This is a genomic window from Chryseobacterium kimseyorum (genome assembly GCF_025971945.1).
GTDB lineage: Bacteria > Bacteroidota > Bacteroidia > Flavobacteriales > Weeksellaceae > Chryseobacterium > Chryseobacterium kimseyorum.
In genome coordinates this window covers 225,004-238,054 of the sequence record NZ_JAPDHW010000004.1, presented here as the reverse complement: position 1 = coordinate 238,054, position 13,051 = coordinate 225,004, and the positions used below count along the sequence as shown (strand labels likewise).

The following is a 13,051-nucleotide window of genomic DNA, read 5'->3' as shown; positions in this document are numbered from 1 at the left end:
ATTTTCAACAATTTTTTATGTCGTACCTTTGCCGGCTGTAAAATCGGTTATGAAGAAGAAAAATATTATAAAAGGAGTATTATTTGTAGGTTTCGGTGCGAGTATTTATGGAATGCTTGCCACATTCGTTAAAATGTCTTATAAAGAAGGTTTTACAACCTCAGAAGTAACGACAGCTCAGTTTGCTTTAGGATTATTGGGTCTCTTAATCCTGAATTTTATTCAGACTTTAACTTCAAAGAAGAAATTATCGTCACCCAACCGAAAAGAATTCAGAACGTTGTTGATGGCGGGAACATCTTTGGGTTGTACCAGCTTATTTTATTACATCTCGGTGCAGTATATTGCAGTCTCTATAGCTATTGTTCTGTTGATGCAGTCTGTTTGGTTCAGCGTAGTTGCTGAAAGTTTTATCACTAAAAAGTTTCCAAATACTAAGAAAGTTGTCGCTACAATAATTGTTTTACTCGGAACGGTTTTAGCAACAAATCTCGTCAATTTAGAAGTGAAATTAGATTGGCACGGAATCTTTTGGGGATTATTGGCTGCTGCGTCATTTACAATGACCATGTTTACATCCAATACTCTGGCAACGCATTTACCGGTACTTAGGAAAAGTATTATTATGCTCACCGGAGGTTCGGTGATTGTTTTAGCATTCTTGTTATTTGCACAGATCGGACCATTGTATTCTGAAAATTTAAGATCTTTTTACCTGAATTTTACCGAAAATACACAGCACATCCGACCGTTTGATTATTCTATCTTCTGGACGTATGGGTTTATTCTGGCTTTGTTTGGAACCATTATTCCGCCAATTCTTTTTAACTTAGGTTTCCCAAATACAGGTTTGGGATTAGGAAGTATTATTTCCTCGCTTGAACTTCCGGTTTCAGTAACAATGGCTTTTGTGTTATTAAATGAAAAGGTAATCCTGATTCAATGGGTTGGAATTCTTTTAATCTTAATGGCGATTGTTTTAATGAATTTACCTTCGAAAAAGGAAAAACTCATTGCAGAAGAGCTTTCGTAAAAGCATAATTAAATTATAAATAACACTAGAAACCGTTTCATTTGAAGCGGTTTTTTTAAATTTATATCTAAATTCAATTTTTCATGACCAAATTTAAAAATATTCTCATAGGAATTTCACTCACTGTCACATCAACGATGGCATTTTCGCAGATAAAACCTTTAGATGCAACGCTTACGAATTATGAATATCCCTTTGAAGTTCATTTTAAAGATTTAAATTCTCAAAAGCAAAATCTTAAAATGGCATACATGGATGTTAAGCCCAAAAAATCCAACGGAAAAACTATTATGCTTCTCCACGGCAAAAACTTTAACGGAGCGTACTGGGAAAAAACGGCAAAAGATTTGGCAGACAAAGGTTTCAGGGTGATAATTCCGGATCAGATTGGTTTCCGTAAGTCTTCCAAACCTCAGAGTTATCAATTCTCATTTGCAGAGCTGGCAACTAATACCAAATTGATTTTAGAAGATTTAAAAATTGAAAAGATCATCGTTTTAGGTCATTCAATGGGAGGTATGGTTGCTACGAGATTCACTTTAATGTATCCTGACACGGTTGAAAAATTAATTCTTGAAAATCCGATTGGATTGGAAGATTATAAAGCCTTGGCAAAATATCAGACTGTTGATGAAGCCTATCAGTCGGAATTAAAAAACACAGCGGAATCCTATAAAAATTATCAGCTTAAATTCTATTACGACAACAAATGGAAAGCAGAATACCAACCTTGGCTTGATCTTATTGCAGGGTGGACTTTACACAAAGACTATCCACAGGTTGCATGGAATGCTGCCCTGACGAGTGATATTATCTTTAATCAGCCTGTAGTGTATGAATTTAAAAACATCAAAACTCCAACCTTACTTATCATAGGAACTAGAGACCGGACAGCGATCGGAAAAGACCGTGCTCCAAAAGAAATTCAGCCAACCATGGGGCAATATCAGGAGTTGGGAAAAAAGACACAGCAACAGATTGTCGGATCAAAATTAGTTGAGCTCGAAAACGTCGGTCATCTTCCTCACATCGAAGTCTACGATAAATTCTGGAATGCGTTGTATGATTTTATCAGGTAGGTGGGAAGCTGGATGATGGCTTTTTGCCAAGATTGAAAACTAATTTTATGTAGATTCCACGTTATGGTGCCCATCCATCCGAAAATTTCCCTTCATTGGAGGGATGGCGAAAATTTCAAAGAAATTTTCTACGGGGTTTTTAAAAAGGAGATTGTCATCCGCACTATTTTAACTCAGTCCCAAAGGGACAACTTAACAGAGGATAGGATAAAATCCTATCAAAAAAAGTAACATACACCAAAATAAAAAGAGACCGCTAAAATTAGCAGTCTCTTTTCGTATGTGTTGTTGTCTGAATTATTTCTTCTTGTAAGCAGCGTCTTTAATTCTCGCTTTTTTACCTCTAAGGTCTCTGAAGTAGTAAATTCTAGATCTTCTAACTTTACCTCTTCTGTCAACTTCGATTTTTTGAAGAGCTGGCATGTTGATAGGGAAAACTCTCTCTACACCTACATCACCACTCATTTTTCTGATTGTAAAAGTCTTTGTAGAACCTGTTCCTCTCAATTGGATTACAGTTCCTTTAAAGAACTGAGTTCTTGTTTTTTGACCTTCTTTAATCTCGTAATACACAGTGATTGTATCACCTGCTTTGAATTCAGGGAATTCTTTTTTTGTAATGTACTTGTCTTGTACGTACTTTAATAAATCCATTATTAATAAATAAAAAATGTTTAGGCTAAGCAACTTACACGGACTTCGTCAGAGGTTGAATAACAGATTGCAAAAATAAAACAAATTTTTCTGTCCACCAACACTTTACAAAAATTAATTCCTAAAAAATTGTACCCACAAAATACATTTATCAAAGAACCCATTCCCCATCATCCATCACCATTATTCATCGATCATCAATTATCAAGCATCATTTATTATCCATTCTCATCACTCAAACCCTCCGTCCCACTTTCCTCACCATGGCGTGCCCCTCACTCGGTCATTCCGCTGCGCTCCATTTCCTCACTCAGGTCGGGCTGTCCGCTATATCTTTTTCTGTAGTTTGGGGCGGCGGCCCCAAGCTACAGAAAAAGGATGCCGCTTCCATCCCTCACGCAAAAGAAGAGACGTTTTTTCCCTTCAATATTTATTTTTAAAAACTGTAATCTTTTACTTTTCAATTACATCCAGGCTAAGATACTTTGACCTTGTCGAGCCTAGATGCTTCAGCAAGACAAAATTTTAAAGTTTGATCATCTTAATTTGAAAATCTGTGGAAATCCATGAAATCTGTGGGCAATAATACAGATTAGTACCAAGTACAGTTTATTTTTTTTATCCGAGTGAACCGCCTTTGCGAACTAAAAAAATCCATGCTCATTTTTTTAAAAAAACTTTGCAAACATTGATTAAAAAACACAATATTTTACCAATAGCAAAAACAATTTTTTCCATTTCAAAGAAAAACACTAATTTAAGACCTCAAAATTTAATTCAAAAAATGATCGATAAAAGAGTAAAAAATGCACAGGAAGCCATCGATGGAATTCAGGACGGAATGACCCTGATGCTGGGCGGTTTCGGATTATGCGGAATCCCTGAAAATTCCATTAACGCATTGGTAGATAGTGATGTAAAAGATTTAACCTGCATTTCAAACAATGCCGGAGTAGACGATTTCGGATTGGGACTGTTGCTTCACAAAAGACAGATCAAAAAAATGATTTCATCTTATGTGGGCGAAAACGCAGAATTCGAAAGACAGATGTTATCGGGCGAACTCGAAGTTGAATTGACTCCACAGGGAACTTTAGCAGAAAAATGCAGAGCTGCTCAGGCAGGAATTCCCGCGTTCTACACACCTGCAGGTTTCGGAACTGAAGTCGCAGAGGGGAAGGAGGTAAAAGATTTCAACGGCAAACCTCATATTTTAGAACACGCCTACGACGCAGATTACTCCATCGTAAAAGCTTGGAAAGGCGATCATGCAGGAAATTTAATTTTCAAAGGATCAGCAAGAAATTTCAACCACCCAATGGCCGGAGCAGGAAAAATTACCATCGCCGAAGTGGAGGAATTGTTAGCGCCTGGCGAACTGGATCCCAACCAGATTCATATTCCGGGAATTATGATCCAAAGAATTTTCCAGGGAGAAAAATTTGAGAAAAGAATCGAGCAGAGAACAGTCAGAAAGAGATAAAATAGAATTTGAAAATATTTCAATTTGCAAATTTGAAAGTTATTTTTAGTTCAAATTTTGAAGTGAAGTTTTTTAACATTTAAAAAAGATAATTTTAGTATTGTTAAATTTATTTTGACAATCAAAAACAGGAAATGGTCAATTTTAAAATTGGCACATCAACAAATTTTCAAATAAAATTATATGTTAAGTAAAGAAGATATAGCAAAACGTATTTCAAAAGAAGTAAAAGACGGATATTATGTAAACTTAGGAATCGGAATCCCAACATTGGTGGCAAATTACGTTCCCGACAATCTTTCGGTAGAATTCCAGAGTGAAAACGGAGTTTTGGGAATGGGACCGTTCCCGTTTGAAGGTGAGGAAGATGCAGACGTCATCAATGCCGGAAAGCAGACGATTACGATTTTGGAAGGCGGTTCGTTTTTCGATTCTGCGTTCAGTTTTGGGATGATCAGAAGTCAGAAAGTAGATTTGACCATTCTTGGTGCCATGGAAGTTTCAGAAAACGGCGACATTGCCAACTGGAAAATTCCCGGAAAAATGGTGAAAGGAATGGGTGGAGCAATGGATCTTGTAGCTTCAGCTGAAAACATTATCGTCGCGATGATGCACGTCAACAAAGCCGGAGAAAGCAAAATCCTGAAAAAATGTTCACTTCCGCTTACCGGAATTAACTGCGTGAAAAAAGTGGTGACCGAACTGGCTGTTTTAGATGTAACGCCAGCCGGATTCAAATTGGTTGAGAGAGCTCCCGGAGTTTCCGTAGAACACATCATCAAATCTACAGAAGCCGATTTAATCATAGATGGCGAAATTCCGGAAATGCAATTCTAAATAAAGCAAAAACCTTGTCACAACGACAAGGTTTTTTTATGAAATATAATTTTCTGATTAAGTGACTTAGGAAATCGTAGCGTTAAGAAAATTAAAAAATAAATCCGTTAAAAAATTCCCACTGTTTGAGTGCGGCTATAATCTTCTTTAATAAATGAAGTTTAAATCCGCACGAGTTTGGGAATTTTAGGATTGATTTTTAATTTTTAGCGAAGAGTTCCAAGTCTTGAATTTTTGTTTCTTTTGTTTCAAGACAAAAGAAATTTACTTCCCATCCTGCGCCCCAAAAACCTTCTGCAGAATACTCGTGGTTCTCATCACAGAATTATTTCTGATCCCGCTTTCTTTTTCCGCCACCATTTTGAAAACGCCATTGATGGTTTCGTTGGTCACATATTCGTTTAAATCTGTGGAAACGGCTTGACCGGTCAGTGTGTTGTATTTTGAAATCAAGTTATTCCAAACTTTGTCGGCACCGACTTTTCCTAATGAAGCCTTTACTTTGGGCTGAAAAGCGGTGAATAATTGAGTTTGGGTTTTACTCTGTAAATAATTGGTTGCAGAATTGTCGCCTCCCAACAAGATATTTTTGGCATCAGTAATCGTCATCGACGTGATGGCTTTCGTGAAAATCGGAGCAGATTCAGTCACTGCATCTTCGGCAGCTCTGTTCAATAATTTCACGCCCTGATCTGCTAAACTTCCCAATCCGAAAGCACGAAGCTTCGTATCGATCACTCTTAATTTTTCAGGCATTAAAATTTTTACGGCTTCATTTTTCAGGAAACCATCCTGTACAGCTAGCTTTTTCACGCCTTCAGTTACACCCAAATTTAAAGCTTCTTTCAAACCAGATGAGATTTGAGTTGAAGTCAGACTTCCCAAATTGACTGAAGAAGTATTTTTGGTTGGAGTTGGATGAGTTGTTGCAGGTGAAGTGGTTGTGCTGGTTTTAGGATTGTTTAAATCAACGCCTGTCTGGTTTTTAACCGTAGATTTAATTATATCTAAAATCTGTGCCTGTGCAGAAACCGAAAATAATAATCCGGCTGCCAAAAGAAAAGTTTTTTTCATCATTTAATTTTTTACAGAATTAGATGTTTCAAAGCTGAAATAGTTAAATGATAGACTGAATTTTTCAGAAAAGAATTATATTCGCTAAAATCTAAACTCAACCAGATGCAGCGTATTCTCTTGGCCTTTTCTTTATTGATTTCAATGTGTTTTTTTTCTCAAACAAAACTGAATTTAATTCCTTATCCCCAAAAAGTTGAGTTTCTAAAAGGAGAATTTGTTATTCCGGCATCATTTAATGTAAGTAATAATCTTCCTGTAAAAGAGACAGAATATTTAAAAAATAAATTAAAATTAAAATTCAGTAACGCAAAAAATCAGGATGCGCATTTGTTGTATTCTAAATTAGAAAATCAATCAAAACCCAATAACGAGGCGTATTCAATTGATATTTCTTCTAACCAGATTCATATACAGTCCTACACAGATCAGGGGTATTTTTTAGCTATTCAAACTCTGATTCAGTTATTTGAAACGCAGAAAAACGGAAAAATTCCTGCATTACAAATTGAAGATTCTCCAAAATTCGCATGGCGTGGAATGCACCTCGATGTTTGCCGTCATTTCTTTACCGTAGAAGAAGTGAAACAGTATATCGATTATTTGGCAATGTACAAACTCAACACTTTTCACTGGCATTTAACCGACGATCAGGGCTGGAGAATTGAGATTAAAAAATATCCCAAGCTTACTCAAATTGGTTCAAAACGTAAAGAATCGATGATTGGTGCTTACGTTGATGATACTTATGACGGCAAACCTTACGGTCCCTATTTTTATACTCAGGAGCAAATTAAAGATGTCGTACAATACGCTCAGGAAAGACACATTACGGTCGTTCCTGAAATTGAAATGCCTGGTCACGCTCTTGCTGCTCTTTCTGCGTATCCTGAACTAGCTTGTACCAAAGGACCCTTCGAAGCAGCAACAAAATGGGGCGTTTTTGATGATGTTTTCTGTCCGAAAGATGAAACGTTTACTTTTTTGGAAAATGTTTTGGATGAAGTGATTCAGCTTTTTCCTTCGCAATATATTCACATCGGTGGTGACGAATGTCCGAAAACAAGATGGAAGGAATGTGCACACTGTCAGGCTTTAATCAAGAAAAATAATCTGAAAGACGAGCACGGACTGCAAAGTTATTTCATTCAGAGAATTGAAAAGTACGTGAACTCAAAAGGCCGGAAAATCATCGGCTGGGACGAGATTCTGGAAGGTGGATTGGCACCAAATGCTGCAGTAATGAGCTGGACTGGCATTAAAGGTGGAATTGAAGCCGCAAAAACCAATCATTTTGCCGTGATGACGCCTGGAGCATATTGTTATTTTGACCATTATCAGGGCGATCCGCAGACCGAACCGAATGCGTTCGGAGGTTTTACACCTTTGGATAAAGTGTACTCGTACAATCCGATTCCTGCTGAATTGAACGCGGAACAGTCGAAATATATTTTGGGAATTCAGGCAAATTTATGGACCGAATATATTCTTGATTTTAAACATGTTCAGTATATGATCTTTCCAAGATTATTCGCACTTTCACAAGTGGGCTGGGGAACTTCAAAACCGGAAAATTACAAGGAATTTGAAAACAGAGTGGTGGAGCATTTTAAAATTTTAGATAAAATGAACATCAACTACGCTAAAAGTATCTACAATATTGCGGGAAAAGTAATTCCAAATAAAAACGGTGTTTCTTACGAACTTTCAACTTCGCAAAATCCTAGCGGAATTAAATTTACAATTGACGGAAGCGAGCCTAAGTCAAATTCTGCAACCTATCAGAATGCAATTCCGGTTTCAAAAGCGATGACGGTGAAATCTGCTTATTTTGAAAATGGTGAATTAAAATCAGCGGTTTCTTCTCAGAATTTATCTACCTCAAAAACGACCGGAAAAAAAATCACTTTGGAAAATCAGCCCAGCGAAAATTATTCTTTCGGCGGTGCATTTACATTAGTTGACGGAATTATCGGTAACGTAAAGCAGTTGGGGAAAACATGGCTTGGTTTTCAGGGAAAAGATGTGGTTGCAACGATAGATTTGGGCGAAAAAACAAACTTCTCAGAAGTTTATTTTAATACATTAGACAACAAAGGAAGCTGGATTCATCTGGCAAAATCTGCGACGGTTTACATTTCCGATGACGGTAAAAATTTCAAAGTCACTAAGGAAATCGGAAAAGAAGAAATTCTTTCGGCAAAAGGAAAAATCAATCTGAAAGTCGGAAATCAACAGGCAAAATTTATTAAAATTAAAATAGAAAACGCAGGAATTATTCCCGCAGGAAATCCCGGAGCAGATTCAAAAGCATGGCTTTTTGTCGATGAAATCGGAGCGAAATAATTTAAGATTTAAGATTTAAAATTTAGTATTCAAGATTAACCTTAACCTTAGCCTCAACCTAAAAATATGAATTCACGAAGAAAATTTTTAAAAACCACAGGAATATTATCATCTGCACTGCTGCTCAATCCACTGGATTTAATTGCAAAAGAAGTTCCTGAAAATGAAAATACGTTGGTCAATAAACCCATCGTTCTTTCAACCTGGGATTTTGGTTTAAAAGCCAACGAAGAAGCATGGAAGATCTTAGGGAAAGGTGGAAGAGCTTTGGATGCGGTTGAAAAAGGCGTGCGTCTGGTTGAAAATGATCCGAACGAAAGAAGTGTTGGCTACGGCGGCCGCCCTGACAGAGATGGAAGAGTGACGCTGGATGCCTGCATTATGGATGAAAATTACAACATTGGTTCGGTGGCGTGTCTGGAAAATATTAAAAATCCAATTTCTGTAGCAAGAATGGTTATGGAAAAAACACCTCACGTAATGTTGGTAGGCGACGGAGCTTTCCAGTTTGCTATTTCACAAGGTTTTAAAAAAGAAAATATTCTCACAGCAGAATCCGAAAAAGAGTGGAAAGAATGGCTGAAAGACAGCAAATATAAACCCATCGTCAACATAGAAAATCACGATACGATTGGAATGATTGCTTTGGATGCTCAGGGAAATCTTTCCGGAGCCTGTACGACGAGCGGAATGGCTTTCAAAATGCACGGCAGAGTAGGTGATTCGCCGATTATCGGTGCAGGTTTGTTCGTTGATAATGAAGTTGGTGCTGCAACGGCAACAGGTCATGGCGAAGAAGTCATCAGAACAGTAGGAACTCATCTGGTTGTGGAACTGATGCGGCAGGGAAGAAATCCGCAACAGGCTTGTAAAGAAGCGGTTGAAAGGATTGTGAAAATTACTCAGCGAAGAAATAAAAATTTAAAAGATATTCAGGTGGGCTTTATTGCCATCAATAAAAAAGGGGAATACGGTTCATACTGTATTCAGGACGGATTTAATTATGCCGTTCACGACCAAAAAGGAAACCGTCTGGAGAAACCTGAATTTGCTTTAAAGTAAGGAAAGAGCCAAGTAAAAAGTAAAAAGAGCCAAGTGAAAGATTCTGATCATAAACCCGAATCCCGAATCCCGAATTCCAAACCCCGAATCTCAAATTTCAAACCTCAAATCTCAAATCAACCTATGTTTTTAGAAATCGCCACTTTCGATATCACATCCGCTGAAATCGCCCTAAATTCCTTTGCCGACAGAATTGAATTCTGTGCCGACATCAATTCCGGAGGGATTACGCCCGACCTTGAAGAGTTAAGATATTTAAAAGAAAAATATTCAAAACCGATTCATGTGATGATCCGCCCAGTTGGAGGCGGTTTTATGTACAGCGATGGAGAATTTATGCGGATGCAGAGAGATATTATTGAATTTTCAAAGGCCAAAGCTGATGGTTTTGTCTTTGGAATTTTAGATGAAAATCAGGAGATTGATTATGAGAAAAACAGACTTTTGGTTGATCTTGCCAATGGCAAACCTTGCGTTTTTCACCGCGCCATCGACCGAACCAAAAATATTTTCGAATCTGCAGAAAAACTGATTGAATTAGGGTTCATAGAAATTCTCACTTCCGGCGGAGAAAATTCTGCCATGGAAGGAAAGGAAAATTTAAAAAAACTCATTGAAAACTGTGGCGATGATATTAAAATCTTAATTGGTGGCGGAGTACGTTCGAATAATATTTCAGAGCTGAAAAATGTGACGGGTGGGAAATATTTTCATTCTTCGGCGGTGTTGCCGTATGAATCTTTTGCCAATGCTGAGGAGATTAAGAAATTGAAAGTTAATTTGTGAAATTAATTCAATTCTTTTGATTAAATATACATCGAATTTGTCATCCTGAAAGGATCTAAGCACAGATTAAGCATTAGCATATAGTGTAACTAGTAACTATTATCAATCTGAAAAATTAATTTTTATCGTTAAAACCGTTGAGATCCTTTCATGATGACAAACTGTAGTTTTAAGTCTTATTTACAATCAAATTAAATGAACAAGACCATACTCTTTCTATTATTTTTCATTCAAACATTCATCAGCGCCCAGTTTTCAGAGCGAAACCTGTCCGCAGAAAAATGGCAGTTTAAAAATGCAAAAGATAATAAATGGCTGACCGCCACGGTCCCGGGAACCGTTCATTTAGATTTGATGAATCATAAAATCATTTCCGATCCGTATAAAGATGAGAATGAAAAAAAAGTGCAGTGGGTTGAAAATGAAGACTGGGATTATCAGACAGTTTTTAAAGTTTCAGATAAAGAATTAGAAAATCAAAATGCTGATTTGGTTTTTCATGGATTGGATACTTTTTCTGAAATTTATTTAAACGGAAAACTGCTGAAGAAAACAGACAACATGTTCAGAATATGGGAAATTCCGGTAAAAAATGATTTGAAAGTTGGAAATAATACATTGCAGATTAAATTCAAATCTTCAGTCAATGTCGGAAAAGAATTAGCCAAAAAAGTTCCGTTCACCATGCCGGAATCTCCCCGAAGTTTTGTCAGAAAAGCCCAATATCAGTTTGGTTGGGATTGGGGACCAAGATTGGTTACTGCAGGAATCTGGAAAGATGTAAAATTGAATTTCTGGAATCATGCAAAACTTGAAAATGTAAAAATAGAACAGAAATCTTTAACAAAGCAAAAAGCTGATTTAATTATTCATGCCGAAATTTTTGCAGAGGATGAAGGCAAATATAGTTTTACAACAGATAAAACAAATCATGATATTGTTCTGAAAAAAGGTTTAAACAAAATTTCAGTTCCATTTAAAATTGAAAATCCACATTTTTGGCAACCGAACGGATGGGGAAAAGCAATGACTTATCTTTTAAAATTTGCGCTGAAAAAGGATGCTCAAATTATTGATCAAAAAGATGAGACAATTGGTCTAAGAACCATAGAATTAATTCAGGAGAAAGATGAAAAAGGAAAATCTTTCTATTTTAAAGTCAATGGAAACCCGATGTACGCAAAGGGAACCAACTGGATTCCGTCTGACAGCTTTACAACTCGAATTACCAAAGAAAAATATCAAAAGCTCATCAAAGACTGCAAAGATGCCAACATGAATATGATTCGTATCTGGGGCGGCGGAATTTACGAAGACGATGAATTTTACAAGGCCTGCGACGAAAACGGAATTCTCGTGTGGCAGGATTTTATGTTTGCCGGAAGTTTTTATCCGTCAGATGAGGATTTTTTAAATAATGTGAAAGAGGAAGTCAGAGATCAGGTCAACCGGCTTCAAAATCATCCGTCGATCGCTTTGTGGTGCGGAAATAATGAAATAGATGAAGCAATTGTCAACTGGGGTTATCAGAAACAGTTCAAATATTCGAAAGAAGATTCTCTTCAGGTCTGGAAGGACTATAAAAAGGTTTTCCATGAGGCAATACCGAATGCTTTGAAGGAAAATTTAACTTCAGAAAAAAATATCTACTGGCCGACTTCTCCATCGATAGGTTGGGGACACAAAGAAAGTTTAACCGAAGGCGATTCTCATTACTGGGGCGTTTGGTGGGGCGAATTTCCGTTCGAAATCTACAATGAAAAAGTCCCGCGATTTGCCTCAGAATACGGTTTTCAGGGAATGCCAAGTCTAGATGCTGTAAAAGCTATGTTTTCTCGAAATCCTGATTTAAGTTTAGAAAATCCAACCATCAAAGCCCACGAAAAAAATGCCCGTGGTTTTCATATCATCAGTGAATATATGAAGCGGGATTATGTGGTTCCGAAAGATTTTGTGAAATACAATTACGTTTCACAACTGCTTCAGGCCCGTGGAATGCAAATCGCAATTGAAGCCCACCGCCGCGCAAAACCTTACAATATGGGAACTTTGTATTGGCAGCTCAACGATTGCTGGCCGGTGATTTCATGGTCATCGATTGATTATCTGGGAAACTGGAAAGCACTGCATTATCAGATTAAAAGAAGCTTTGAAAATCAGGTGATTTTAACGGAAGAAATAGACGGTTTTTTGAACTTTTATGCCGTTAATGATGAGTTAAAAAAGTTTGACGATATAAAAGTAGAAATTCAGGTTGTTGATTTTAAGGGGAAAATTTTAGATGATTTAACAACGGTTCAGAATGGAAAAACATTGGAGGGAATAGCAAAGATTGATCATATAGAAATTAAAAATTTAATAAAACATTCCAATAAAAATGAAGTCTTTTTAAAATTGTTTTTAAAAGATATCAATAAAAAAATCATTGCAGAAAATCATCATTTCTTCGCAAAACCAAAAGATTTAAAACTGACCCAACCCAATATTCAAATAAAAAAAATCTCTGCCACAGAAATCGAAATCTCCACTGATGTTCTGGCAAAAGATGTCTATTTAATGGGCGACACTCATTTTTCTGACAACTTTTTTGATCTGCTACCAAAAACTTCAAAACGGATAAAGCTTTCAAAGCCTGTAAAAAAAATCGAGTCAATGAGTCTTTGGGAAACAATGAATCCGTAAATTTGCAGAATACTT

Annotated in this window: 10 protein-coding genes; 8 read left to right on the top strand and 2 right to left on the bottom strand. The window is 36.8% G+C overall.

Features of this window, described 5'->3' with window-relative positions; all coding sequences use genetic code 11:
* Positions 1-49: 49 nt before the first annotated feature.
* Both OMO38_RS07720 and OMO38_RS07715 read left to right on the top strand, forming a co-directional pair.
* Complete coding sequence (locus OMO38_RS07720; RefSeq protein ID WP_264749624.1) at positions 50-1,033, top strand: EamA family transporter; 984 nt, start codon at positions 50-52, stop codon at positions 1,031-1,033.
* Positions 1,034-1,116: 83 nt separating this feature from the next.
* Positions 1,117-2,112, top strand: coding sequence for an alpha/beta fold hydrolase (locus tag OMO38_RS07715; RefSeq protein ID WP_264749623.1), 996 nt, complete (start codon positions 1,117-1,119; stop codon positions 2,110-2,112).
* A gap of 297 nt (positions 2,113-2,409) precedes the next feature.
* Here OMO38_RS07715 and rplS read toward each other — a convergent pair whose 3' ends face one another.
* Complete coding sequence (gene rplS / locus OMO38_RS07710) at positions 2,410-2,766, bottom strand: 50S ribosomal protein L19 (RefSeq protein ID WP_007846341.1); 357 nt, start codon at positions 2,764-2,766, stop codon at positions 2,410-2,412.
* A 784-nt stretch (positions 2,767-3,550) separates the two neighbouring features.
* Here rplS and OMO38_RS07705 point away from each other — a divergent pair.
* Together OMO38_RS07705 and OMO38_RS07700 are read left to right on the top strand one after the other, a co-directional pair.
* Positions 3,551-4,249 carry a CoA transferase subunit A gene (locus tag OMO38_RS07705; RefSeq protein WP_264749622.1) on the top strand — a complete coding sequence of 233 codons (699 nt, stop codon included), beginning with the start codon at positions 3,551-3,553 and terminating at the stop codon, positions 4,247-4,249.
* Positions 4,250-4,432: 183 nt separating this feature from the next.
* Positions 4,433-5,086, top strand: coding sequence for a CoA transferase subunit B (locus tag OMO38_RS07700; RefSeq protein ID WP_264749621.1), 654 nt, complete (start codon positions 4,433-4,435; stop codon positions 5,084-5,086).
* A 264-nt stretch (positions 5,087-5,350) separates the two neighbouring features.
* Here the strand turns inward: OMO38_RS07700 and OMO38_RS07695 are convergent, their stop codons facing one another.
* Positions 5,351-6,160, bottom strand: a complete 810-nt coding sequence (locus OMO38_RS07695) for a DUF4197 domain-containing protein (protein ID WP_264749620.1) — start codon at positions 6,158-6,160, stop codon at positions 5,351-5,353.
* A gap of 105 nt (positions 6,161-6,265) precedes the next feature.
* Between OMO38_RS07695 and OMO38_RS07690 the strand changes: the two genes are divergently transcribed.
* The 4 genes from OMO38_RS07690 to OMO38_RS07675 all read left to right on the top strand — a co-directional run bounded on the left by OMO38_RS07690 (position 6,266) and on the right by OMO38_RS07675 (position 13,036).
* Complete coding sequence (locus tag OMO38_RS07690; protein ID WP_264749619.1) at positions 6,266-8,506, top strand: glycoside hydrolase family 20 protein; 2,241 nt, start codon at positions 6,266-6,268, stop codon at positions 8,504-8,506.
* Between the two features lie 66 nt (positions 8,507-8,572).
* Complete coding sequence (locus OMO38_RS07685) at positions 8,573-9,568, top strand: isoaspartyl peptidase/L-asparaginase family protein (RefSeq protein ID WP_264749618.1); 996 nt, start codon at positions 8,573-8,575, stop codon at positions 9,566-9,568.
* A 123-nt stretch (positions 9,569-9,691) separates the two neighbouring features.
* A complete protein-coding gene (locus OMO38_RS07680) occupies positions 9,692-10,354 on the top strand; it encodes a copper homeostasis protein CutC (protein WP_264749617.1) in 663 nt (220 codons plus the stop codon).
* A 195-nt stretch (positions 10,355-10,549) separates the two neighbouring features.
* Entirely contained in the window at positions 10,550-13,036 is a 2,487-nt protein-coding gene (locus OMO38_RS07675) for a beta-mannosidase (RefSeq protein ID WP_264749616.1), read from the top strand.
* The last annotated feature ends 15 nt before the right edge of the window (positions 13,037-13,051 follow it).

Coding starts and splice junctions, on each gene's coding strand:
- OMO38_RS07680 (WP_264749617.1), top strand. CDS start 9,692: ATGTTTTTAGAAATCGCCACTTTCGATATCACATCCGCTGAAATCGCC.
- OMO38_RS07695 (WP_264749620.1), bottom strand. CDS start 6,160: ATGAAAAAAACTTTTCTTTTGGCAGCCGGATTATTATTTTCGGTTTCT.
- OMO38_RS07675 (WP_264749616.1), top strand. CDS start 10,550: ATGAACAAGACCATACTCTTTCTATTATTTTTCATTCAAACATTCATC.
- OMO38_RS07690 (WP_264749619.1), top strand. CDS start 6,266: ATGCAGCGTATTCTCTTGGCCTTTTCTTTATTGATTTCAATGTGTTTT.
- OMO38_RS07715 (WP_264749623.1), top strand. CDS start 1,117: ATGACCAAATTTAAAAATATTCTCATAGGAATTTCACTCACTGTCACA.
- OMO38_RS07705 (WP_264749622.1), top strand. CDS start 3,551: ATGATCGATAAAAGAGTAAAAAATGCACAGGAAGCCATCGATGGAATT.
- OMO38_RS07700 (WP_264749621.1), top strand. CDS start 4,433: ATGTTAAGTAAAGAAGATATAGCAAAACGTATTTCAAAAGAAGTAAAA.
- rplS (WP_007846341.1), bottom strand. CDS start 2,766: ATGGATTTATTAAAGTACGTACAAGACAAGTACATTACAAAAAAAGAA.
- OMO38_RS07720 (WP_264749624.1), top strand. CDS start 50: ATGAAGAAGAAAAATATTATAAAAGGAGTATTATTTGTAGGTTTCGGT.
- OMO38_RS07685 (WP_264749618.1), top strand. CDS start 8,573: ATGAATTCACGAAGAAAATTTTTAAAAACCACAGGAATATTATCATCT.